At 43.6% G+C, this 19,504-nt stretch carries 17 protein-coding genes; 9 read left to right on the top strand and 8 right to left on the bottom strand.

Annotated features, from left to right (window positions below):
* Positions 1 to 104 precede the first annotated feature (104 nt).
* Entirely contained in the window at positions 105 to 1,067 is a 963-nt protein-coding gene (locus tag FIS9605_RS0127195; protein ID WP_026735400.1) for a protochlorophyllide reductase, read from the bottom strand.
* A gap of 252 nt (positions 1,068 to 1,319) precedes the next feature.
* Here FIS9605_RS0127195 and FIS9605_RS46725 point away from each other — a divergent pair, with 252 nt between their 5' ends.
* The 4 genes from FIS9605_RS46725 (at position 1,320) to FIS9605_RS44390 (ending at position 3,260) form a co-directional block, all read left to right on the top strand.
* Entirely contained in the window at positions 1,320 to 1,655 is a 336-nt protein-coding gene (locus tag FIS9605_RS46725; RefSeq protein WP_197036154.1) for a hypothetical protein, read from the top strand.
* 54 nt (positions 1,656 to 1,709) lie between these two features.
* A complete protein-coding gene (locus FIS9605_RS38360) occupies positions 1,710 to 2,165 on the top strand; it encodes a MerR family transcriptional regulator (RefSeq protein ID WP_051470155.1) in 456 nt (151 codons plus the stop codon).
* An 89-nt stretch (positions 2,166 to 2,254) separates the two neighbouring features.
* Complete coding sequence (locus FIS9605_RS0127180; protein ID WP_026735398.1) at positions 2,255 to 3,031, top strand: glucose 1-dehydrogenase; 777 nt, start codon at positions 2,255 to 2,257, stop codon at positions 3,029 to 3,031.
* 79 nt (positions 3,032 to 3,110) lie between these two features.
* Positions 3,111 to 3,260, top strand: a complete 150-nt coding sequence (locus FIS9605_RS44390) for a hypothetical protein (protein WP_197036153.1) — start codon at positions 3,111 to 3,113, stop codon at positions 3,258 to 3,260.
* Here FIS9605_RS44390 and FIS9605_RS0127175 read toward each other — a convergent pair.
* The 3 genes from FIS9605_RS0127175 to FIS9605_RS38355 form a co-directional block, all read right to left on the bottom strand.
* Positions 3,247 to 4,119: a hypothetical protein gene (locus FIS9605_RS0127175; protein ID WP_026735397.1), complete on the bottom strand. Its 873-nt coding sequence runs from the start codon at positions 4,117 to 4,119 to the stop codon at positions 3,247 to 3,249. The two genes, FIS9605_RS44390 and FIS9605_RS0127175, sit on opposite strands and share 14 nt — an antisense overlap.
* Positions 4,120 to 4,261: 142 nt before the next feature.
* Positions 4,262 to 5,713: a DUF5009 domain-containing protein gene (locus tag FIS9605_RS0127170; RefSeq protein WP_035140271.1), complete on the bottom strand. Its 1,452-nt coding sequence runs from the start codon at positions 5,711 to 5,713 to the stop codon at positions 4,262 to 4,264.
* A gap of 107 nt (positions 5,714 to 5,820) precedes the next feature.
* Positions 5,821 to 6,768, bottom strand: coding sequence for a polysaccharide deacetylase family protein (locus FIS9605_RS38355; protein WP_051470154.1), 948 nt, complete (start codon positions 6,766 to 6,768; stop codon positions 5,821 to 5,823).
* A 571-nt stretch (positions 6,769 to 7,339) separates the two neighbouring features.
* Here FIS9605_RS38355 and mrdA point away from each other — a divergent pair.
* The 5 genes from mrdA (at position 7,340) to FIS9605_RS0127140 (ending at position 12,214) form a co-directional block, all read left to right on the top strand.
* Positions 7,340 to 9,145 (top strand): penicillin-binding protein 2, encoded by a 1,806-nt coding sequence (gene mrdA / locus FIS9605_RS0127160; protein WP_026735395.1) that lies wholly within the window; start codon positions 7,340 to 7,342, stop codon positions 9,143 to 9,145.
* Between the two features lie 58 nt (positions 9,146 to 9,203).
* Positions 9,204 to 9,755, top strand: a complete 552-nt coding sequence (locus FIS9605_RS0127155) for a 1,2-dihydroxy-3-keto-5-methylthiopentene dioxygenase (RefSeq protein WP_026735394.1) — start codon at positions 9,204 to 9,206, stop codon at positions 9,753 to 9,755.
* 2 nt (positions 9,756 to 9,757) lie between these two features.
* The gene (locus tag FIS9605_RS0127150) at positions 9,758 to 10,387 is read left to right on the top strand and encodes an HAD-IB family phosphatase (RefSeq protein WP_026735393.1); all 630 of its coding nucleotides are present in this window, start codon (positions 9,758 to 9,760) and stop codon (positions 10,385 to 10,387) included.
* A gap of 101 nt (positions 10,388 to 10,488) precedes the next feature.
* Positions 10,489 to 11,175: a methylthioribulose 1-phosphate dehydratase gene (gene mtnB, locus FIS9605_RS38350; protein ID WP_051470153.1), complete on the top strand. Its 687-nt coding sequence runs from the start codon at positions 10,489 to 10,491 to the stop codon at positions 11,173 to 11,175.
* A 289-nt stretch (positions 11,176 to 11,464) separates the two neighbouring features.
* Positions 11,465 to 12,214, top strand: coding sequence for a phytochelatin synthase family protein (locus FIS9605_RS0127140; protein ID WP_026735392.1), 750 nt, complete (start codon positions 11,465 to 11,467; stop codon positions 12,212 to 12,214).
* On the opposite strand, the gene FIS9605_RS0127135 is transcribed toward FIS9605_RS0127140, so the two are convergent.
* From FIS9605_RS0127135 to FIS9605_RS0127115, 4 genes are all read right to left on the bottom strand, one after another.
* Positions 12,199 to 13,746: an FAD-dependent oxidoreductase gene (locus FIS9605_RS0127135; RefSeq protein WP_026735391.1), complete on the bottom strand. Its 1,548-nt coding sequence runs from the start codon at positions 13,744 to 13,746 to the stop codon at positions 12,199 to 12,201. The two genes, FIS9605_RS0127140 and FIS9605_RS0127135, sit on opposite strands and share 16 nt — an antisense overlap.
* 316 nt (positions 13,747 to 14,062) lie before the next feature.
* Positions 14,063 to 16,777: a chloride channel protein gene (locus FIS9605_RS0127130; RefSeq protein WP_026735390.1), complete on the bottom strand. Its 2,715-nt coding sequence runs from the start codon at positions 16,775 to 16,777 to the stop codon at positions 14,063 to 14,065.
* Positions 16,778 to 17,108: 331 nt separating this feature from the next.
* Entirely contained in the window at positions 17,109 to 18,422 is a 1,314-nt protein-coding gene (locus FIS9605_RS0127120; protein WP_026735389.1) for a TldD/PmbA family protein, read from the bottom strand.
* 165 nt (positions 18,423 to 18,587) lie between these two features.
* A complete protein-coding gene (locus tag FIS9605_RS0127115; RefSeq protein ID WP_026735388.1) occupies positions 18,588 to 19,454 on the bottom strand; it encodes a Tab2/Atab2 family RNA-binding protein in 867 nt (288 codons plus the stop codon).
* Between the last annotated feature and the right edge of the window lie 50 nt (positions 19,455 to 19,504).

The following is a 19,504-nucleotide window of genomic DNA, read 5'->3' as shown; positions in this document are numbered from 1 at the left end:
AATTATGAATTATGAATTATGAATTATGAAATTTTCAGCATTCAGCATTCATCATTCATAATTTTCACCTATTCCCAATCCCCAATCCCGACAGTGCCGCCGTGTCACGCAACTCCAACCAGCTTGGCGCTTAGATCCCACATGCGCTCGGCTTTTTCATCATCGCGGGCTTGAGGAGAAACCCTTTGCACAAACGACTTGCCATTTTTCTTCTGGCGATTTCCCCAGCTCCAATAGACACCCGATTGCTTGTACTCGGGATCGGCAACCACAGCTGCAACACGCTCACCAGCCAATTCCTGAGACACGTATCCCCCAGTAATGTACTTCTGGAACAAGGGGAAGAGTTTCTGAAACAGGGGATAGTGGTTTCTAAATAGTGGTGTTTCTGCAACACATCCCGGATAGAGAGAACTGAAGACGATACCCGTTGACTCGTGATAGCGCCGATGTAGTTCCCGCATGGTTAGCACGTTGCAAACTTTGCTGTCTTTGTAAGCTTTGACGGGTTCAAACTTCTTGCCGTCAATCATTGAGATTGGCGCTTTAAAGCCCTCTGCAAAGCCCTTGAGATCGCCCAAGTCCGGACGTGGCGGAATCTTTCCACCCAGTTCGTCTGGATTGTGCGTCACCGTTCCCAAAATGACCAACCTCGGTTCCGCAGCGGATGACTTCTTGAGATCTTCAAGCATGAGGTTGCACAAGAGAAAATGGCCGAGGTGATTGGTGGTGACAGTCAACTCGTAGCCTTCTGGGCTTCGCAACGGCTCTTTTAATAAGGGCATATAAATTGCGGCGTTACACACCAAAGCGTCCAGAGACTTGCCGCTTGCCCTGAAGTTGTTCACAAACTGTCGAACGCTCTCCAAAGAGCCTAGATCGATATGCATGATAGTGTAGCTGTCTTTTGGCATTCCCACCGTTTGGGCAGCTGTTTCCGCCTTCGCTAAATCCCGACAAGCCATGACTACATGCCATCCCCTTTGGGCAAGCGCTTTCGCCCCATACAAACCAACCCCCGAGGAGGCTCCTGTGATGATAACCGTTGATTTCCGATCCTGTACCATTTTGTTAAAACTTCGTTAATCACTGTTACTGTTTTGAGAACCTCAAACCACTGAGCCACTAGTAGTCAACCACATCAACGCAAGCTGGGTGATACGAAGTTCGTAGTAAGGGCTTTAGCCCTCTTTAAGAGCGACTTTAAGGGCTACTCTGCGAGAACGCTACGCGTACAGCCCTTACTACAAACCCAGCATAGTTTGTGTGGCAAAGCACTAGTTCTCATTGTTTGAGTGCTCTACCGATTATTCAGGATATTGGAAAAGGGTTCAATTTCAACAGGCAATCCCATAGGGATAAATAATGCTATTATCCGGACTCTATATATGAGATATGAGCGATCGCTATTACTTGCTTCCATTCACCACTGCCAAACTATAACTAAATTCATGGCTGCTGTAGCCTCTAGTTTTGACAAACCCTCGGTAACAGATGATGACGCACCCGACGTGGGGACATGGGGACGCGGGAACGCGGAGATTGATCTGTTGCGAGATTATAGAGAATTGGTATTAGAACGAAGCGCGAGATCTTTATACCACTGCAACGGAATTGTTAGGCTGCCTGCTCAAGATTGTGGCAGAGGGGCTTGACTTTGAGCGCACTCTAAGTTCTACCGTAGATGTGTGCTTTCAGGTTTGCTTCGTATGGAAATGGAACTCACAATTCAGCAAGTGGCGCAGCAAACGGGCTTGAGTGTGCATACCTTACGCTATTACGAGCGATATGGGTTGCTCGAACCGATTGACCGTGCCAGTAATGGGCATCGCCGCTACTCCGCAGAAGATGTCAAGCGCATTGAGTTCTTGACAAGACTACGGGCAACAGGAATGCCTATTCGAGAGATACAAAACTTTACCCAATTGTTCCGAGAACAGCCGAACGCGATCGCTGAACGTCGAGCCGTCCTCGAAGCCCACGAACAGCGCGTACAGGCGAATATTCAGGAACTCCAGCGCAATCTAGAAGCCATTCAATGGAAGATTCGCTACTACAAAACCTTAGAAGCAAATCCCAATGAAATGCACGAACGAAATGACTGCTTGACTGCGGGGCAAGCATTTCTGCTAGAACTTAGTCGCAAATACGAACCAGAGAAATAGAACTTGAATCTAAACCGAGATTCATAGGCAGGCTTGTCAAGCCTCTCAGTTTATGCTGCCTTGAATTAACCAACAAAGGGAGAACGAAAATGCTCGATTTACGTAACAAAGTTGCTCTTGTCACAGGTGGAAGTTCAGGAATGGGACGAGCAACTGCCATGCTTTTTGCTAAACACGGTGTAAAAGTTGTCGTTGCTGCCCGTCGTGAAGATGTCGGTAAAGAAGTTGTCGCGCAAATCCACCAGATGGGAGGCGAAGCGCATTTTATCAAGACGGATATGGCTAATCCCTTAGATATCCAATCGCTGATTGAGAAAACGGTTGAACGCTACGGTCGTCTAGATTGCGCTTTTAACAATGCTGGCACTGAAGGAAAATTTGCGCCTATTACAGAACTCACCGAAGTTGACTGGGAAAACACCATTACAGTAAATCTCAAGGCTGTCTGGCTATGCCTGAAATATGAAATTGAGCAGATGCTCAAACAGGAAAATGGTGGTGCGATCGTAAACACCTCATCTTGGCTTGCCAAAGGTGGTCTGGCAGGTTCAACTATCTACTCAGCTAGCAAAGGCGGACTCGATGGTATGGTCAGACCCGCTGCACTGGAGTACGCGAGTCACAACATTCGCATCAACAACATCAATCCAGGCATCATTGATACAGAGATGTTTCGCCGCTTTTTTCATCCTGAAGATGAAGGGGCTAAGCCCTTCATCCATCACATTCCTCTCAAGCGATTGGGCGAAGCAGAAGAAATCGCAGAAACGGTGGTTTGGCTGTGTTCTGATGCTGCCTCATACATCACAGGACAAACTATCTCCATTGATGGTGGTTATGCTATTCCAGGACATCGTTGGTCGTGAAGTTTTTCAAGAGCGAGATACAGAAGCTCACAAGTGAGACTGTTTTCTTCAGCAGCCCAACTATTTATTCAATCGCAGTGTGCGGTTTAGCACTTCTACTGCCGATACTTTACCGCATAACAGCATTTTAGTAACCCTATCTGGTATCTTTTACCGCGATGAGTACGGTCTAATACCCAAAATTCTGGATCTTTTACTGCACTTTGCGATCGCACTTACTCCTCCATAAAGACAAGATCCTCGGGTTTCTTAGTCAATTTCAGGTTTTGATCGTCAATCTCGACTAGGTTATCCAAACCTGTAATCTTACCCTCTGAAAGAACTAATACCCGATCGTTACTCGCCTCCAGAAAGTCGGCAAAACCTGCCAGATCAACACTGCGATCGTTAATGGCGAGGTAGCCAAGCAATCGGCGAAATAGTTTGGGAAGAATTACAACGTCCTCTGTAATGGTTTTCAAGCTGTCTAAATTAAAACCTGTATTTGTGACATCTTCTGTCCACAAACCAGAATTACTTGAGCGTGCCTCCCCAGAAACAGCAGTCAGTGCTTGACGCAACTCAAGGTAGAGTTTCGAGTAGAAGGTGGGATATACTAATCCCTCCGCCACTAGCTGGTAATTCGCACTCTGCTGGAGTAACTCTTGACTGACAAAAATAGTATCTCCATCTTCTCGATCGCAATTTCCTCTAAAAGCGAAAGCGATCGCCCGTCCGTGAATATCAGCAAAGCGGCTGAGAATGTATCCTGGAACCGTATCAGGATCTGCGTCAGTAACAATTTCTCGCTTTCCACGCTTCACGGTTGTGCTGTCAAAACCCAGGAGATCGAGCAGTCTAGATGCAGCTTTGTCACCAAATTTTTCCGGTTGACGCTGAGTTCCTAATCCGCCATTCCTGGGTTGATAATGAGTTTCTAAAGCATCAATCGCATCTAAGCGCAGCTGTGCTCCTCCCAAGCGATTGGTACGAACACGGTTTTCTAGTTTCTTCCATAAGGATGGATCGTCTGGGATGAATCTGATGGAGTCGCCATCAGGTGCAGCACCTTTAATCGAAAAGGTTCCTTTGATCAGAGTCAGAGGCATTTGCAATCTCCTTAAGATGTTAATATCTGGACTTTATTATGAGCGATCGCCCTACCACCAACCTCGCCACAGTCTTAGACTACAAGTTCTTCCAAAATCATTGCTGCGATCGCGTTTGTTTTTACCGATCTATAAAGCACGTTTATGTTCTCCACAACAGCTTCAATTTAGTACATAAACTCACAAAAAATGCAATTAATAAGGTATATATGACTCCTTTGATAAAGCCTATTAGAGGGATATTGGTATACTCTAAAATCAAAGGTTCAAGATAGGTTAATTTAAGAACAGGCCAGAGAAAATTGGCAAATGCTACATAGGCAACCATCGGATTCTGTCCATTGTCAATTAATAGTTGTAGATATTTACGCTGTTGAAAGACATCTATGATTATGGTGAAAGTAATTAATAAAAAAAGTGCGATCGCTGTTGTAACAAAGAAGTAACTCAAGGTAGCTGGGTCTTTCTTTATTCCTTTTTCAAACGGTTCAAAAAGTAAGCCAAGCACCAACCAATAAATACCCCACTGGTAAAAAGCTTGGAGCAATCTTGCTTTTTCATTATTGGGATTTACAAATAAAAACCAGCTAATTAAACAAAGGACAGTACTCAATAACGCTGTTTGCCATAACCATCTAGCTTGCAAACCAATTAGTAAACCCAAAACCAGAGTCAACATCAAAAAAATAATGCTGTAACAACGCAGATGATTCCAGTTTGAATTAATTTCTTCTTCTCCACCATTTTTTACTGGTATTTGCAGCCAATCCAGAATTAAATCACCTGCAATTGTTCCGGGAATAATTATAAACAAATACTTCAGGTAATCAAATTGAAAAATCCAAGGAATAGGGGATGCTTTCCAAAGCACAGCAATCCAACTTCCTTTGACAGAAGCCGATAGCCGCAAAGCAATCAATAAACCTAGCAATCCTAGACGTAGTAACAAATTATCTTTGGTAAAAAACCAGGCGATCGCTCCAAAAATTGCCATATTTGTCAGTACAACTAGAATAATATCGCTCCTTGCCAGTGAAAATCCACTTCCATCTGGATATCTAAGGAAACAGACAAGAATAATCGCTGCAAACCAAGCACCGATAGTAATAAATTCTGTGTACTGCCTATATTTTTCTTTTACAGGCCACCGAACAAACATAAAAAAGAGTATTAAAAAACCCAACAATGCTATCCACCATGTTTGTTCGCTTGGGTTTCGATTGATGGTCAAAGGTCTAATATGTTGAAGAAATATTGCAAATATTCCTAACAATAATCCTCGTTTGAGGATGTATAAAATAACTTGTATTGTCGTGAATCCTTTCTTCAAGCGGTTCGCCAGTGCTAAGGGAATAGCTGCTCCCATAGAAAATAAGAAAATTGGAAAAACAATATCTACCCAAGTTAATCCAGGCAAATTAGAATTAAAAGTATGCGTAGGTGGTGGTTCCTGAGCGTGGTACATCCAAGCTGGCAAAATTTTATACTCTATCGTGCCGGATAAGATCATTGCTAAAATTGCAAATCCACGCAGTGCATCTAAAGCATAAGCGCGTTTTAAGTTGGCAACAGTAATACTATTCTTGTCTTGCATATAAATTTCAACTCACTGCGCTACCCTACATCGTAGACGCACAGCGACTTCAGTGTAGGGTAGCCGAGGAAAGTGCGTCTACGCTTCGTTAAGTCCAGAGTCAAGAGTTAAAAGGAAAATTGGCTAGGATCGGAGTCTCCATCCAAAAGCTTTGGACTCTGGACTTTTGATTCTTGAGTGTACTTAATGGACTCAAATTTTTCTATCAATGCTTGGACTGATTCTTGTCGATTAACTGTTAAACGAGGAATTTCATAGTAATTTTTCAATAAATTTATATTTAATATTTGGTTATTGTATAGATAACTTGATAAATAATATTTAGAAACATAATATTTGACCTGTTTATTATAAGCACCATATGGGTAAGCAAAATGAGATGCTACTTTTTGCTCAGGATCTAAGTCTTTTGTACATTTTCTCAGAACAATTTGGGATTTTAAGAGTTCATAAATTAATTTCTTAGGAGTTAATCTAGTTAAATTTATATGATTAAATCCATGAGATTGAATATCATAAAATCCTTTTTCTAACCCTTCTCTCAACTCCTCACATCCTAAATGAGTTGAATCGGTCTTTTCCCGATCAAATAAATTACCCGGATTGATAAATAAAACAATTTTTACTTTCTTACCGTATTTTTCTTCTAACTTATATAAAATTGGTAGTAAAATTGTGTGTACTGATTTATAACCATCATCAAAAGAAATCATAATGAGCTTCTTTTTAGATAAATCTTTAGGAGTATTGCTGTTTCTGCTGAGGAAAAAATCATACAAATCTTGAGTTGACAAAAATTGATAATCGTTAATAACTAAATATTCCAGAAAACTCTCTAAGCTTTGTTGTGAGTAGTGCAACCCTCTAATATCTAGCTGAGCAGCATAACTTTTATTATGATCAATAACGCCATGAAACCCCACAATAGGAATTACAGTAGCAGTATCTGTAAAAATTATAAAAGACACAAGAATGATAAATATTACAGGCAAAATGAGGGGAAATTTTTTGTTTTTTTGAACGTTAATAAAGTTATTAGTATTGTTGCAAGTCATTTTGGTAGTAGCATCCCTGTTTTGAATCTTGCCAGAATCAAGGTGAAACCTACCTTGCTCTTTAAATTACATACCATAACCGTATTAGCAATTTTTAGAGCTTGACTGTAATAATTTTTTTATCCCTGTTGGGTTCTAGCCGCAAAAATGCTGTTTCTTGCCTAAATTCCTTCTTGTTGGATGATTACTTCTTCTATCCTTTGCTTTCGACTCTGCGGAACCCATGAGTAGGAAGGAAGTAGCTATTTTATACTTTCACCAGAGTATCAACTTAGGAGTCACAAAAATGCAGGTGCTATCTATGGTAGAACCGAGACAGTACGACCCAAAGATAAATATTGTAGATGTATAGTTAGGTTGATTAAAATAAATAACTATTCCGCAAATTTTCGGAACAAAAACAAACTAGTATTGGTTTACTGTCTGTACTGCTGACTAAAATCAAAGTTTATTTTATACCAGTAAAAAACTTACAGATCTGCGCTAACCGATAGTTTTTCTCTAATATACTGGGTAAAATTGAGCGTCAACGTATACAACTAAAGCTAATCTGGAATCACATTCGTTTAGTATGTCTCTATTACAATCTCGTTTATTTGGTAATAACAAACAAACACGCACAGTTGGACGGGGTTTACAGTCCATATTTTTAATTTTGTTTACTCTTTTAATGACAAATGGCATTCTAGCGCGGTTGGTGTATTTGCAAATTGTTCAAGGTTCAACTTATCGAGAACGAGCAGAGTCTAACCGGATTCGACTTTTACCCAAACAACCAGAACGAGGTAACATTTTTGACCGCAATGGCAAACTTTTAGCGACAACTCGCTATCCTCATTCTGTGTATTTGTGGCCGATGGCTCACACCAAGGCATCTTGGTCAGTTGTAGGGCGGCGTTTATCCAAAATTCTCGACATGTCACGAGAAGAAATTGAAAAGAAACTCGAAGAGGCCGGGCCTAATTCTTCTAAACTTGTGCGGATCAAGCGCGACTTGAGCTTAAATGAAATTACTGCTTTAAGAGAGTATGAAAGCGAACTTAAAAATGTGGAAATACATACGGACGCGGTTCGCTACTACCCGCATGGTAGGGAATTTGCTCATGTCTTAGGATATACTCGCGAACTAACAGCCGCACAGTTAAAACAAAAAGAGGGCGAAGGCTACCGTCTGGGAGATGTAATTGGTCAGATGGGAATCGAAAAAGCTTATGAGAAAGTACTGCGGGGTGAATGGGGCGGTCAGCAAGTGGAAGTAGATGGCAAGGGTCGTCCGCTGCGGATTTTGGGGGAGAAACAGGCAAAACCTGGTAAAGATATGCGCTTGACCATAGATTGGGATCTGCAAATGGCAGCAGAAAAAGCGTTGGGCGATCGCAACGGTACGATTATTGCTATGAACCCCCGTAACGGTGGCATCTTAGCAATGGTGTCTCACCCCACTTTTGACCCAAATGTGTTCTCCAAACAAAAACTCTCTCAAACAGAAGTACAAGAAATCTTGCAAGGTACTGACCATCCTTTGCTCAATCGCGCTTTGAGAGCCTATCCCCCAGCGAGTACATTCAAAATTGTTACCACAACCGCTGCACTAGAATCAGGTAAATTTTCTCCCGGTACAATCTTGCCTACCTACGGTTACTTGAGCTTTGGCAATTACCGCTTTAATGAGTGGAACCACGCCGGATTTGGCCCGTTAGGGTTTGCAGGAGCGATCGCCATGAGCAGCGATACTTTCTTCTACCAAGTCGGTGCGAGAGTTGGTGGCCCCACCTTGATTGAATGGACTCGCAAGTATGGCCTTGGTAGGAAAACTGGGTTTGAATTCACTTACGAAGAATCCAAAGGTTTTGTTCCAGATGAAGCATGGAAACAGAAAGTTTGGAAAATGCCTTGGACTGTAGGCGATTCGGTGAATATGTCAATTGGCCAGGGAGCATTACTAGCCACACCTCTACAAGTCGCTATCATGTTTGCTGTACCCGCCAATGGTGGCTACCGAGTCCAGCCGCATTTACTCCAAGACAACGAGCAAGCAAAAACTTGGCACGAGTCGGTCGGTATGAAACCGTCTACCGTCAATGTTCTCCGCGAAGGATTGCGGAAGGTAGTGACTGAAGGTACAGCTAAAGCTTTAAATGTACCAACCCTTCCCCCAATAGCTGGTAAAACTGGAACTGCCGAAGCTTGGCAAAGTAAAGGTGTGAAAGCAAATCACGCCTGGTTTGCTGGTTATGCTCCCGCCGATAATCCAGAACTTGTGATTGTAGCTTTTGCAGAACATTCAGGTGGTGGCGGTGGTAGCGTTGCTAGCCCGATGGCGTTACAAGTTATGCAGGAGTATTTTCAAAAGTCAAAAATCAAAAGTCACAAGTAATCTGAAGCCCGGTAAGTCCTTCGAGATACCGTATAATATTTTTTGCAGGAGGTGAATTATGGCAATTCTACAACTAGAAGACGGCAAAACATACACCGAACTGAAAGATATTACCCGCGAACTAGCGTGCTTAAATATTCAACTCGATCGCTGGTCTGTGGGAGAAAATCCCCAGTTACATCAGCTGCTGGCAAAAGATAGCCTCGATGAAGACGAAAAAGAACAGGTGTTAAAAGCCTTGGATGGTTATTTTGAGCAATTGCAACAGACAGCAGGCTATCAGTCCCGCGATCTCATTGTTCTACATCCAGACATACCGAACCTAGATGGGCTGCTAGCAAAGTTTGACAAGATTCACACCCATGCAGATGATGAAGTACGCTACATCGTTGCGGGAGAAGGCATTTTTGGCTTTGTGCGTCCCGATGGCAGCCAAGTAGAATTGACAGTGCAACCACAAGAGTATATCAACGTGCCTGCCAGAACAGAACACTGGTTTTATCTCACACCAGCACGTCGAGTCAAAGCAGTACGTTATTTCACCACTACAGAAGGCTGGGTTCCTGAATACACGGGTACACCAATTCGCAGGCATCAGGCTGTGGCTTGAAAATGAAGCGAATCATTTTTTGCGACTTTGACGGCACTATTACGGTTTCCGAAACCTTTGTGGCGGTACTGAAGCATTTTGCACCGCAGCTTTCCGCCCAACTGATACCCCAAATGTACGCACGGCAACTGACGCTGCGCGAGGGAGTTCGGCGAATTTTGGAATCAATTCCATCCTCTCGCTACTCGGAAATTTTGGAGTTTACTCAACAAGAACCAATTCGTTTGGGGTTCACAGAACTGTTGGATTTCTTGGAAGCAAAGCAAGTACCTTTAGTGGTAGTTTCTGGTGGACTGCGGGGTATGGTAGAAGTTGTTTTGGGCGATCTAATACAGCGCCTTCATGCCGTTCATGCCGTCGATGCCGATACCAGCGGTGAGTACTTGCAGGTAAATTCAGAGTTTGAAGGTGGAACAGAACTAGTTGCCAAAGTGCAGGTGATGGAAAAGTATCTAGCAGATGAGACAATTGCTATTGGTGACTCGCTTACTGACCTGAATATGGCGTTGGCAACACCGATGGTATTTGCCCGCGATCGCTTAGCGCAATATTTGACAGAACATCAAAAACCTTACATTCCGTGGAACAATTTTTTAGAAATACGTGACTACCTAGCGAAATTGTGGAAGTGATCGCCCCAACCCTCCTTAAAAAGGGGGGCAATAATTAAAAAATCTCCCTTATCAAGGGGGATTTAGGGGGATCTCAAAAATATTGGTACAAGTCTAACCCTATGAACAGCCCAACCCTAACTGATGCCCGTCTTGAGTTAATAGCTGCTGCCCGTCACTTTTACCAACAGGGTTGGATGGTAGGAACCGCCGGTAATCTTTCGGTACGTTTACCTGATGGTAGCTTCTGGATTACAGCCAGTGGAAAGTCGAAAGGTGAATTAGCAACCAGCGATTTTGTTCGCATTCACCCTCATGGACGGGTAGAACAATCTAGCAGTGACTCAAAGCCCTCTGCTGAAACTGCCATTCACCAGAGTATCTATAATCTCTTTCCGGAAGCGATGAGTTGCTACCACGTACACTCAGTGGAAGCAAATTTGGTTTCTCGGTTCGTACAGGGAGATACCCTACCCTTACCACCACTAGAAATGCTCAAAGGACTGGGAGTGTGGGAAGAAAATCCCCGTTGTGTTATGCCTGTTTTCGCCAACCATTTACAAGTTCCGCGCATTGCAGCTGAGATAGAAGCAAAATTTAGTAAAATTCCTCCGCAAGTACCAGCCCTACTCATCCGCGATCACGGTGTTACTGTTTGGGCATCTTCCCCCACAAATGCTCGTAACTACATTGAGTTGGTAGAGTATATTTTCCGTTACATAGTTGCAGCCCGACGGGTAGGGCTGTTGGAGGAGGGAGAGAGTGGGGGAGGGGGAGAAAATAATTCAAAATTCAAAATTCAAAATTAAGAATCTTTTTGACTTTTGACCCTTCGCTGCGCTCGAGGGCATGCTTTTGACTTTTGACTTGTTAAGCCACTAACCACTAACTACTAACAAGTGACCAATGACCAATGACTAATGACTAAAACCATTCGAGAGAGCACTCAGTCACTGCAAGTATAGATAAGAAGAAGCTAGCAAACAACCGAGATACAATAGTTCCCATCGCGATCGACATCATGCGTATTTTTCATCTAAACACAGACGAGTGCCTTTTTTGATATCTTTTTCAACCCGTCAAACTCACGTTAATAACATGAAACCTTATGTAATCAAAACACTTAAAATCTCTATCAAAGCATTAATTTTAGGAGCATATATTACTGGCAGTAGCGTTCTTGCTCAGACTCTAACTTTGTCACCCAAATTGATTGGCTTTACCACACCTGAGGGTGAAAAGTTATTAGTTGAAAGTCGTTCTCGACAAGATTTTTTTCCTCTTAGCACCCAGTTTGTAACTCAAAATAATCAAGCTTATTGTGGGGTTGCCAGTATAGTAATGGTGCTGAATGGTCTAGGAATCCCTGCACCAGAAGCACCAGAGTATAAGCCCTACCACGTATTTACTCAAGAAAACTTTTTTAGTAACCCAGCAACGCGAAAAGTCATCACTCCTGAAGTTGTTTCTCGGATGGGAATGACGCTAGATCAGATGGGGCAGCTATTAGCAAGCTATGGTGTTAAAGTGCAAGTTTATCATGCTGCAAATACAAACTTAGAAAATTTTCGCAAACAAGTAGCGGAAAATTTAAAACAGCCTGGAAATTTTGTACTGGTTAACTATTTACGGAAAGAAATAGGACAAGAAAAAGGCGGGCACATTTCGCCGTTAGCTGCTTACAATGAACAAACAGATAGATTCTTGATTCTGGACGTTTCCCGTTACAAATATCCACCAGTTTGGGTAAAGACAACAGATTTATGGAAGGCTATGAACACTCATGATTCGGTATCTGGTAAAACACGGGGATTTGTTTTGGTAAGTAAAGGCTACTCATCGAAATAATCACCACCAGAACCATATTTCCAAGCATCAACCCAGCGATACCAATAGTATTTGGTAACACTGGGTAAATTTTTATCCCACGGTTCTAAAATTTTACTTAGCTGAAACAATGCAGAATAAATCCCTAAATTTCCGTAATGCATCATCCAATCTAATAAGGCTGCTAAACCTACTTGTGGAATTATTTTGATCGCTATCTCTGGATGTGCAAAATTTGTTTTTAGCAGTGTTTGTGTCAGTGCCGAAAACTGTACTACATCTTGCAAAAATGGCTTGAGTACTGGTTCTCCTAATTGTTGCATTTCTCCAAATACGGCTGATAGCAATTGGTTAATTTGATCGGGAGCAATATTTTGATTTACATCAACACTCATCGCTTTTTGAAATAGCCAAGTAACACTCAAGCTTGGTTGATATGGTTGCAGTAGTGCTAGCGCTTTGGCAGATAATTGATTTGTTTGCAGTGCTTCATAAATGCCTTGGGTTAAACGCTGCAAGTGACGCACCATTGCACCAAAACCTCCAAAACTGAGGGGAGATTGACTACCGCTACTATCTCCAATTGGCAAGATGCGATTCCAAGGAGTTTGCAGTGGACTTTGGCGATAGGAGGGAAAGAAACCAAATAGTGCTCGTTGAAATGTCAACTGACTCAATTCTACACTCTGATATGTTGGCATCAAGTGCAGATAATCCTCAAACAAAGCTTCTAAACCTGGACGTTGTGGATTTGCATCCATGTAGGTAAACATATAAGTTGTTCTGCCATCCCTGGCTGGAAATGCTTCCCAGAAATATTGGCACTGGTTTTGAATGGGTGTAAAAGATAATATTAAATCGCCAGTATGGTTTTCTGGAAAACCTTGAGCGCAAGTACCAACAACTAAGCACAGCGCATCTGGCTTTTTTCCTTGTCGTGCTTGCTGTGTGATGGGAGAAATGTGTCCCATTGCATCAATTAATAACCTGGCTTTGAATTGGTTGTTTACCACTACTCCATCTGGGTGAACTACCGCTTCTACAAAAGGTGTGTTTTCAAATAGCTTTCCGCCAGCAGCAAGAAATCGCTGTTTCAAAGTTTCCAGTAAATACACTGGATCTACACCAATATTCAATACATCTTCTACCCAAATTTCTGGCCCGTTGCCAAAGCTGACTCTGGCTGGATTATATTTTGTGGCGATCGCTTTTTCCAATTCTGCATCTGTTAATAAAGATAAATTTAAGAACACTTGTAATTCTCTGCGGGAAATATTCCACTCTTGTTCCCTTCCCCGCAAAGTACCCCGTTCCATTAACGCCACCCGGACTCCTTGCACTGCTAAGGCACAACCAATTAAAATACCCAAAGTTCCACCGCAGATTAAAACATCCCAATCTACAACACCATGATCGTGCTGGCTTTGTTTGACTACCGTCGGTATTGGTGCTTCACCTTCTCGAATGGATGCTAATATGCGATCGCTACGACGCAATCCCCCTAAAACATCCCCTGGTAATTGCGACAGAATTTCTTCAGTGAGAGTAGACATAGAGGTTCATTCCAGCAAAGTTACTGATCTCATCTAGATCGTAGCGATAGAACTGGCTTGTCTGGATGCAGACTCATACTAAGTTGCAGTCAAAGATAGTACTTCCCTCGCCCCCAGCCCCTCTCCCAATTTGGGAGAGGGGAAGGGGAGAGGGCACGAATTACTACTGCTATATCTGAACGCAACTTGTATCAAATCCAAAAATGCGATTGCCAAATCGAGCAATGTTTAGCGTCATTTACCGATAAAGTTGATGCTGAAAAAACAAGACGCTAAACCCAAACGTCGGGGTAATTTTTTTATCTACAATAAATTTTTAATTATTAATCGCTCCCCTCACCAAAATCACCGTACTATCCACACCAGATGCGATCGCCTCAGGTATATTGCCTTTCACTGCTTGTTGTAGCATACTCTCTCGGGAAGCACCGAGAACGACTACATCATAACGTTCGGTTTTTACCAGGTTAATCACTCCTTCGATCACTGAATCTGCTTGCACAGGCGCAGCTACAACAGTGCTGGACAAGTTGCGACGACGCATTAGCGTCCGGATCGCTTCTTGTAAAACTCTCATGTCTGGTTCTAATTCCGATGGTTTAAACACGCGAGTTAGGCGAATTTTGGGGTCATTTCCTAATGTCACCAAAGCAGGTAACAATTTTATCGCTGCTCTGGCATTGGGGCCACCAGCCATTAGTACTAGCCAGCGGTTAAATTGGGGAGGGGGGAGAGGAGTGGGGGAGTGAAGGAGTGGCGGAGTGAGGGAGTGGGAGAGTGGGGGAGTTGGAAAGAGAGGGAGTAGAGGAGACTTTTGACTATTGACTATTGACTCTTGACTATTACCTAATTTCACCAGCACCATTTCACAAGTAGCTTGGCGAATAACGGTGTCTACTACGTCACCAAAAATACGACCAGGGGTGGAAGTGTTTCCCTTCCACCCCATCAAAATCAGATCGATGTGTCTTTCTTTGATTGTCTCTAAAACTGCATGGGCGATATCGTGGGCAACTCGTATCTGTGTATGTACTGGTATTTTCCATTTTTTACCTAAAACTTCGGCATTTCGCAGTAACCGCCGACTTTTTGCCGTCCTGACTGGTGTTTCGGCAGGGGAACTCTGGCGAGAAACAATTATCACTTGCAAACACTCGATTTCGTAGTGGCGATCGCGGGCAATTGCTGCTGCCATTTGTAGCAGTATTGCCGCTGTTTCGGGGTTTGCCACCGGTACTAACAATCTACCTCTGCCAGTGCTGGGCGATCGCGTTTGATAAACCACGTAGGAAGGTTCCGGTTGTGGCCCGTGTTCTCTATTTTCGCAGTTAAGACGGTCTGCTTCTGCCCGGATAATATCAGCACGGGTAATTATCCCTATTAATCTTCGCCCTTCTACCACTGGCAAGCGGCTGATTTGATGACGATTCAATAAATACAGCACGTTAGCCAAGTTGTGTCTGGGTGTAACCGTCACTGGCTGGGGTGTCATGATTTCCCGTAGGGGAGTATCTTTAGCTAAATTGCGATCGTGAATTTTTAGTAAATCACTTTGTGTCACAATTCCTATTAGTTTATTTTCTTCTACTACGGGAAAACCCCGATGGTGGGAGCGAGAGAAAGCCTGTACAACTTCTTCCACAGACATCTCTGCATCCAGTGTTTCTACCCGTCGCTGCATTACGTCTCTTGCGGTTAACTGTGTCAATACACCTTCGACAGAGGCTGGTTTTTCCTTGATATCAATGCCATTTAATTGTAAAAGCTTGGTATACAACGATCCTGGCATGAGCTTGTCGGCAACCAAGTAAGATGTGACAGAGCCAATCATTAAAGGTAACACCAGATTGAAATCTGTTGTCATCTCAAATACAATCACTATCGCTGTAATTGGCACTTTCGAGACGGCGCTAAAAAATGCTCCCATACCTGCTAAAGCGTAGGTAGTGGTCGAACCGAATCCAAACAATTGGACTTCGCACACACCCACGATGTATCCTAAGCAGGAACCTAAAATCAAACTGGGAGCAAATAAACCTCCTGGCGCTCCTGAACCAAATGCTACTAAGGTGAGAATAAACTGAGCTAAAAAAGCAAGTGCAGCCAAGGATGCATCCGCCCCTCCTGCGATTACAGATTCCCGTAACCCCGTATTATTCCGGAAATCATTAGGTAAAATTGCAACTACAACACCAGAGATAAATCCTGCCAAAGCTACCCGCAGCGGCAAGCTGATGTGTAAACGACGATATAACTTGATACTTTTAATCAATCCTTGATTAAATAATGCCGCCAGTAACCCTGCTAAAACGCCCAAAACTAGGAAAAAGGGAATTTCCGGAATGGAGAAGCTGCTAGAGGATTTGGTCAATTCCAAGTTAAGTAGCAAACTGCGACCACCCAACAAACGCGAGACGACTCCACCAATAAACGAGGCGATAATGGCGGTTCCTAATGTCAGTTCTGATAAATCTTGAAGTAACTCTTCGACAACAAACAATACACCAGCAATGGGGGCATTAAAAGCTGCTGCCAAACCAGCACCCGCACCGGCTGCGATCATCTGGCGGCGATGGTCTGGGGAGGTAGGAACCAAGCGACTCATCCCCCCTGCTAAAGCTGCGCCGACTTGGACGGTAGGGCCTTGTCTCCCTAAAGTTATGCCTGAACCCAAGGCGATGATGGCACTGAATAACTTCACAACTGCCACTCGCCAGGAAAGTTTAACTGGTACATTTGCAAGAGAGGCTTTAACTTGGGGGATACCACTACCAGCTGCTTCTGGCGCTAACCTCTCCACCAATAACCCAGCTAGAAAACCAAAGCACAAACCAACTGTTGGTAGGAATAGCCACGCTGGTAAAACGTGGGAACTATGAACTCGCCATGTCCCTAGCCATCCCGACCCAAATTTCAAGAATACAGCAGAGAAGGCAGCGACTAGACCGATGATACAAGCTTCTGCGATCGCTAAACCTCTTCTCGGCTGCCAGACTGTGCGAATCCACGGAGTCAGCAAAGCGGGAGACATAATTAAAGTCAAAAGTCAAAAGCATGCCCTCGAGCGCAGCGAAGGGTCAAAAGTCAAAAAACACTTCGTCAGGAAACCAGTTTTTATCACTGGGAACCCTGATTTCTCAATTCATGACCAATATCAAAGCTGAAATAGGTTGACCGTCATACTGCTAACGAGTCAAGTACAGCATGCGATCGCTATCCTTTTGAAATTCCCAAGGAACCCTAACAATTTCGCTGCTAATTCCTGCTGCTTGTAAATACGTTCAAAAAATATCAATGTATCAAGTTGGATACCATCCTGACTTTTATTTGAATCGTCCATACTTAGTGAAAATTTTTAATTTTTAATTGTTTCTGCCAGTGGTAGATAATCCTTCCACAATTAGAGACGGAGTATAACATGAACCGTTCCAGTCAGCATCACTACCCAGTTTCACCAATTGTTTTAGCGCCGTATAAACATTACCTGCCACCATTGTATCCTTGACACGTCCGATGACTTGACCATTTTGGACACGGTAGCCTAGATCGACATTGATCGAAAAGTCACCAGAAATCCCACTTCCTCCACCTAGCATTTGATCCACAATTAAGCCATCATCTAGTAGTTGAATTAACTCTTGTAGGGTTCCAGAACCAGGTTGGATGAGGAAATTAAATAAACCGGGGGTGGGGTAACTACCCAAACCGGGGCGAAAAGCATTACCAGTAGAAGGAGTACCGAGTTGACCTCCAGTAGTGCGATCGCAGTAAAAATTCTGCAACTCCCCGTTTTGAATAAACACCAAAGGCTGAGTAGGGGTTCCTTCATCATCAAAGGGACAGCTATAAGGCCCTGCTTGCGGGTCTTGGTAAAGAGTCAGGAAAGGGGAAACTACTCGTTTGCCAATGCGTTCCGCCCAAGGAGAAGCCCCTTCCAAAACGCGCTTGGCATTTAAAGCAGCTTGGACAGTACCCCACAGCATATCAGCCGCTTTCGAGGTAAACAAAACTGGGACGCGACGATTAGGTGGTGAAACGTTTTCTTTTGCCCAATTCAAACGTTGTAAAATTTGATCGGCAAGTTTCTCGGGCTGGAGATTGCCACGTTCGGTTTCACCATCGGAAACACTCAAAAAATCCTCTCCCCGCACCCATTCGGCGGAAATATAGCAACTGAGAGTAGTGTCAGTATAGTAGCAATCTAGACCTTTACTATTCACTAATCTAGTAGTTTCCACATCACATTCCCAGTCACCGTTGCAAAGAACTTCTGGGTAAGCATCACGGATGAGGGCAATGGTTTGTTTGCCCCATTCCACTAACTTTTCTACCGGCACTTCTTCGCCGATATCTGGGTAGGAAGGCTGACAGTTACTGCCTAATTCTACAGTTTCGGGTTGGCTTAACCGACTCAAAGCTAAAGCACGTTCTACCAATGCCTGGGGTTCCACCATTCCATAAGCTACTGCCAGTCCTGGACGTCCCTGACACCATAGTCGCAACGCCGTTCCTTCCGCTTGACTCGTTTCTAACTGCTTGAGACGGTTTGCCTCAAAAAAGACTGGTCGAGAAAGCGATCGCGACTGATACACCTCAGCAACTTCTGCACCTGATTTTAAGGCAAATTCCAGCAGCTGTTCTGCTAGTGTATCTTGTGGCAACTTTTTAGACACCATGATGTTTCCTGGCTGTGGCATGAGGATTAGCGAATAGGGAAAGGGAGGAGTGGGAGAGTGGGGGAGGGGGAGAGTGGGGAATAAGGAAATAACCACTAACTACTAACCACTAACTACTAACCACTATCCACTAACTACCAACCACCAACAGTTCCCCAATTCACTTTACGGCAGATTGATCTCACACAATAGCCAAAAACCAGCAAAAGATTCTGCTTGGGGGTCGGACTGCACCCCCATGAAATGCACTCCGTTAGCTTTTTGCTTAGCTTCTTCAAAGCCTTTAGCTTCTGCCAGCATTTGCGGATTTCTAAGATTTGCTAGCACCCAGCTTTCTGTCGCACCTGTTTCTAAAAGCAATCTTGCCCCTTGCGGACTGCTGTTAAATTTCAACCAAGCTAAATCTAAACCAGACATCCAGCCAGCCAGCGGCAAGGCTCTGGGTGAGAAAATTAAAATACCAGGAATCTGAGTTTCTAGGGATACTTGTGCCAACTCCAAGGGAAACCCTTCACCAAAGTCAATTTCCCACTCTGGCATATCCATAAATTCTGAAGCTGGTAAAGTTACAAATCCCCATTGCTGCCCTTCTAAAGCATCAGGTAAGCGTTGGGGTAAAGGCGCTTCCAAACGTACCGAGGGATTAGTTCCCCCTTGATAACCTGGTTCATTTGGATACACTTGTTCCATCCGCTGTTGCAACCATTGGTTCAGTACCAAAGTTCGACGACTTGGCTGTGCTGGAATTCCCAAGTCATTGCAGGCTTTGGTAATCATATTGTTCATTTGGCGGCGGAAAAAGCGAATTTTAATTGGTGCTTCACCTGCTTTGTCAATTGCCTCCTGCAACGCCGTCCGTAACCATACGGAATTTACCTCAGTACTGGGGCAATACTCAGCATAGCGAAACAAAGAATCAACATTTGCGCGAGTATCCAAAGGACTCTCGCAAACCAGGACTTCCCAAACTTTTTTCTGATTTTCGTCCAGAATCGGACGGGAGTAAAAATCGAGTTCCCAAATACTGCCCATGTGATGCCGTTATGATTTGGCTACTTTTTTATATTCACTCTACCAAGTTA

This window comes from Fischerella sp. PCC 9605 (genome assembly GCF_000517105.1).
GTDB lineage: Bacteria > Cyanobacteriota > Cyanobacteriia > Cyanobacteriales > Nostocaceae > PCC9605.
This window is presented reverse-complemented; position numbering and strand designations above follow the sequence as displayed.

What these genes read in the sequence shown, in the direction of transcription:
- FIS9605_RS0127195 (WP_026735400.1), bottom strand. Translation starts at nt 1,067, where the DNA reads ATGGTACAGGATCGGAAATCAACGGTTATCATCACAGGAGCCTCCTCG.
- FIS9605_RS38360 (WP_051470155.1), top strand. Translation starts at nt 1,710, where the DNA reads ATGGAAATGGAACTCACAATTCAGCAAGTGGCGCAGCAAACGGGCTTG.
- FIS9605_RS0127180 (WP_026735398.1), top strand. Translation starts at nt 2,255, where the DNA reads ATGCTCGATTTACGTAACAAAGTTGCTCTTGTCACAGGTGGAAGTTCA.
- FIS9605_RS0127175 (WP_026735397.1), bottom strand. Translation starts at nt 4,119, where the DNA reads ATGCCTCTGACTCTGATCAAAGGAACCTTTTCGATTAAAGGTGCTGCA.
- FIS9605_RS0127170 (WP_035140271.1), bottom strand. Translation starts at nt 5,713, where the DNA reads ATGCAAGACAAGAATAGTATTACTGTTGCCAACTTAAAACGCGCTTAT.
- FIS9605_RS38355 (WP_051470154.1), bottom strand. Translation starts at nt 6,768, where the DNA reads ATGACTTGCAACAATACTAATAACTTTATTAACGTTCAAAAAAACAAA.
- mrdA (WP_026735395.1), top strand. Translation starts at nt 7,340, where the DNA reads ATGTCTCTATTACAATCTCGTTTATTTGGTAATAACAAACAAACACGC.
- FIS9605_RS0127155 (WP_026735394.1), top strand. Translation starts at nt 9,204, where the DNA reads ATGGCAATTCTACAACTAGAAGACGGCAAAACATACACCGAACTGAAA.
- FIS9605_RS0127150 (WP_026735393.1), top strand. Translation starts at nt 9,758, where the DNA reads ATGAAGCGAATCATTTTTTGCGACTTTGACGGCACTATTACGGTTTCC.
- mtnB (WP_051470153.1), top strand. Translation starts at nt 10,489, where the DNA reads ATGAACAGCCCAACCCTAACTGATGCCCGTCTTGAGTTAATAGCTGCT.
- FIS9605_RS0127140 (WP_026735392.1), top strand. Translation starts at nt 11,465, where the DNA reads ATGAAACCTTATGTAATCAAAACACTTAAAATCTCTATCAAAGCATTA.
- FIS9605_RS0127135 (WP_026735391.1), bottom strand. Translation starts at nt 13,746, where the DNA reads ATGTCTACTCTCACTGAAGAAATTCTGTCGCAATTACCAGGGGATGTT.
- FIS9605_RS0127130 (WP_026735390.1), bottom strand. Translation starts at nt 16,777, where the DNA reads ATGTCTCCCGCTTTGCTGACTCCGTGGATTCGCACAGTCTGGCAGCCG.
- FIS9605_RS0127120 (WP_026735389.1), bottom strand. Translation starts at nt 18,422, where the DNA reads ATGGTGTCTAAAAAGTTGCCACAAGATACACTAGCAGAACAGCTGCTG.
- FIS9605_RS0127115 (WP_026735388.1), bottom strand. Translation starts at nt 19,454, where the DNA reads ATGGGCAGTATTTGGGAACTCGATTTTTACTCCCGTCCGATTCTGGAC.